We start from the raw sequence: 3,212 nt of genomic DNA, 5'->3' as shown, positions 1-3,212 counted from the left end.
GCTCGATGCCGCGCCATGGACCTGGGGCAAGGTGGTCCGGCGCGCAGCCAAGTGGCAGGTCCTCCAGATGCTCAAGCTGCCAGATGGCACCGTGCGTGTGATGGTCGAGGGCGCCAACCGCGTGACGCTGGAAGGTCTCGAGGAAAAGGGTGACTATGTTCTGGCCCAGGTGGCCGAGGTGCCCGCGCGTAGCGCCGCCGGCACGGAAGTGACCGCCATGATGCGCCAGGTGGTCGAGCAGTTCACCGAATACGCCAAGCACAAGAAGAACCTGGACGAGGAAAGCGGCCAGGCGCTTCGCGAAATCGACGACGCCAACGAATTGGCGGATACGATTGCCGCGGGCATCGGCGTGAAGGTGTCCGACAAGCAGGCGCTGCTGACCGAACCCGATCCGCTCAAGCGGCTGGAGATGGTGCTGGCTTTCATGGACGGCGAACTCTCCGTCCTTCAGGTCGAGCGCAAGATCCGTGGTCGCGTGAAGCGGCAGATGGAGAAGAACCAGCGCGAGTATTACCTCAACGAACAGCTCAAGGCGATCCAGAACGAGCTGGGCGGCGGTGACGACGACACCGACGAATTGGGCGAGCTGGCGGAGACGATCGCCAAGACCAAGCTTAGCAAGGAAGCGCGCGAGAAGGCCGAGAGCGAGCTCAAGAAGCTCAAGGGCATGCAGCCGATGAGCGCGGAAGCCACAGTGGTGCGCAACTATCTCGACGTGCTGCTCGGCCTGCCGTGGGGCAAGAAGAGCAAGGTCAAGAAGGACATCGGCACGGCGCAGGAGATCCTCGACGCGGATCATTATGCGCTGGAGAAGGTCAAGGACCGGATCATCGAATATCTGGCCGTTCAGGCGAGGACCAACAAGCTGAAGGGGCCGATCCTGTGCCTCGTCGGCCCTCCGGGCGTGGGCAAGACTTCGCTCGGGAAATCCATCGCCAGGGCCACGGGCCGCAAGTTCGTGCGCCAGTCGCTGGGCGGTGTTCGGGACGAGGCCGAGATTCGCGGGCATCGGCGCACGTACATCGGCTCGCTACCGGGCAAGATCGTTTCCAACCTGCGCAAGGCTGGCAAGAGCAATCCGCTGTTCCTGCTCGACGAGATCGACAAACTGGGCCAGGATTTTCGCGGCGACCCGGCATCGGCCCTGCTCGAGGTGCTCGATCCCGAACAGAACGCGAAGTTCCAGGATCACTACCTTGAGCTCGATTACGACCTCAGCGACGTGATGTTCGTGTGTACGGCCAACAGCCTGAACCTGCCCCAGCCGCTGCTGGATCGCATGGAGATCATCCGGCTCGAAGGCTATACCGAGGATGAGAAGGTGGAGATCGCGCAGCGGCATCTGCTGGACAAGCAGATCGCCCAGCACGGGCTTCAGCCCGAGGAGTTCACGCTTACCGAGCCTGCCCTGCGCGACTTGATCCGCTATTACACCCGCGAGGCCGGGGTGCGCACGCTGGAGCGCGAGATTGCGCGACTGGCGAGGAAGAGCTTGCGCCGCATTCTCGAGGGCAAGGATTCCGCGGTCACTATCACGCCCGAAAACCTCTCGGATTTCGCAGGCGTGCGCAAATTCAAGCACGGAATGGGCGAGGAAGATGCGCAGGTCGGGGCGGTAACCGGCCTTGCCTGGACCGAGGTGGGTGGCGAGTTGCTGACCATCGAGAGCGTGACCACGCCGGGCAAGGGCGAGGTCAAGACCACCGGCAAGCTGGGCGAGGTCATGAACGAAAGCGTCGCCGCAGCCTTCAGCTTCGTGAAGGCGCGCGCCCCGGCTTATGGTATCAAGCCCAGCCTGTTTCACCGCAAGAACATCCATATCCATCTGCCCGAAGGCGCGGTGCCCAAGGACGGACCCAGCGCCGGCATAGGCATGGTCACCTCGATCGTGTCCACGCTGACCGGCGTAGCAGTGAGACCCGATGTTGCAATGACCGGCGAGGTTACGTTGCGCGGGCGCGTCCTGGCGATCGGCGGATTGAAGGAGAAACTTCTCGCGGCGTTGCGCGGGGGGATCTCGACGGTCCTCATTCCCGAGGAAAACGTGAAGGACCTGGCGGAAATTCCCAAGACCATCACGGACCGCCTGGAAATCGTCCCGGTGCGCCATGTCGACGAGGTGCTGGAACACGCGCTCGTGGCACCGCTGGAAGCGATCGAGTGGACGGAGGCGGACGATCTCTCGAGCCAGCCCGTGGTTTCGCAGGCCCACCCGGCAGCCCCGCCGACGGCCCACTGATCCGCGGAAATACCTACGCAACGGCCCAGTAGGCCGCTCCAGCGCGATTTTTGCCTCGTCTGGGCCGTTTGCGGTGATTCGGCTTTGACAGGGCAGGGCGAAGGCGTTCAACGTCCGCGCTTCGCGCCCGGCGAGTCACGCCGGAGGCTGCGGTATCGATCCAACCTTAAGGGGGTTTACTGCCAAGATGAACAAGAACGACCTGATCGGCGCGGTCGCCGACGCCAGCGGGCTCACCAAGAGCCAGGCCTCCAGCGCGGTCGAATGCGTTTTCGACTCGATTTCATCCGCCCTGAAGAGCGGTGACGAAGTTCGCCTCGTGGGCTTCGGCACGTTTTCGGTGGCAAAGCGCAAGGCTTCGACCGGACGCAACCCCCGCACCGGGGAGCCGATGCAGATCAAGGCGTCGAACCAGCCCAAGTTCAAGGCCGGGAAGGGCCTGAAGGATTCGGTGAACTGAATTCGGAATTTCGCGGGCCGGTCGTTCGGCCCTAAAGGATGACGCCGCGCCCGGCTCCCTGCCGGCGCGGCGTTTTCTTTATGTTGGGGTTACCCGCGCCGCGATGGCATAAAGAGCGATCGCTCCGGCGTTCGAGACATTGAGGCTTTCCACCGCACCGCTGATAGGCAGCCGCGCCAGCGCGTCGCAATGCGATGCGATATTGTGCCTCATACCTGGCCCCTCCGCCCCCAGGACAAGCGCCACCGGGCCTGCGGGGAGTGCTTCGGCCAGGGTTGTCTCCGCCTCGCCGGCTAGGCCGATACGCCAGTAGCCCGCCTCGGCAATCTGTTCGAGTGCGCGGGCGAGATTGACCACGCGTACCCAGGGTACCACCTCCAGCGCTCCGCTCGCGGATTTGCCCACCACGCCCCCTTCGGGCGGTGCGTGCCGATCCTGCGTAACCAGCGCGGCGGCACCGAAGGCGGCGGCCGAGCGCATGATCGCGCCCAGATTGTGTGGATCGGTCAC

Annotated in this window: 3 protein-coding genes; 2 read left to right on the top strand and 1 reads right to left on the bottom strand. The window is 64.0% G+C overall.

The features are described 5' to 3' along the window. Together lon and ACFDTG_RS16510 are read left to right on the top strand one after the other, a co-directional pair. Positions 1–2,242, top strand: a 2,242-nt coding sequence (lon, locus tag ACFDTG_RS16515; protein ID WP_375292009.1) for an endopeptidase La, incomplete at its 5' end; no start/stop codon positions are given. Between the two features lie 187 nt (positions 2,243–2,429). Further along, positions 2,430–2,702 (top strand): HU family DNA-binding protein, encoded by a 273-nt coding sequence (locus tag ACFDTG_RS16510; protein ID WP_375292008.1) that lies wholly within the window; start codon positions 2,430–2,432, stop codon positions 2,700–2,702. Between the two features lie 78 nt (positions 2,703–2,780). Here the strand turns inward: ACFDTG_RS16510 and ACFDTG_RS16505 are convergent. Next, the coding region (locus ACFDTG_RS16505; protein ID WP_375292007.1) for a 23S rRNA (guanosine(2251)-2'-O)-methyltransferase RlmB at positions 2,781–3,212 on the bottom strand (432 nt) is incomplete at its 5' end.

Origin of the sequence: Qipengyuania sp., assembly GCF_042095715.1 — a bacterium.
Lineage (GTDB): Bacteria > Pseudomonadota > Alphaproteobacteria > Sphingomonadales > Sphingomonadaceae > Qipengyuania.
This window is presented reverse-complemented; position numbering and strand designations above follow the sequence as displayed.